The organism is Pseudoalteromonas sp. P1-7a (assembly GCF_001401855.1).
Lineage (GTDB): Bacteria > Pseudomonadota > Gammaproteobacteria > Enterobacterales > Alteromonadaceae > Pseudoalteromonas.
The window spans coordinates 1-207 of sequence record NZ_LKDU01000182.1 but is presented as its reverse complement, the minus strand read 5'-3'; the positions used below and the strand labels follow the sequence as shown (position 1 = coordinate 207).

1 rRNA gene is annotated in these 207 nt (G+C 49.3%); it reads left to right on the top strand.

The features are described 5' to 3' along the window. Positions 1–20: 20 nt before the first annotated feature. Positions 21–207 (top strand): 16S ribosomal RNA (locus AN389_RS20055); the annotation flags it as partial.

Sequence of the window (207 nt, the reverse complement as noted above, 5' to 3'; positions counted from 1 at the left end):
TTCGGAACATAAAAACTTTTTAATTGAAGAGTTTGATCATGGCTCAGATTGAACGCTGGCGGCAGGCCTAACACATGCAAGTCGAGCGGAAACGAAGAGTAGCTTGCTACTCTGGCGTCGAGCGGCGGACGGGTGAGTAATGCTTGGGAACATGCCTTGAGGTGGGGGACAACAGTTGGAAACGACTGCTAATACCGCATAATGTCT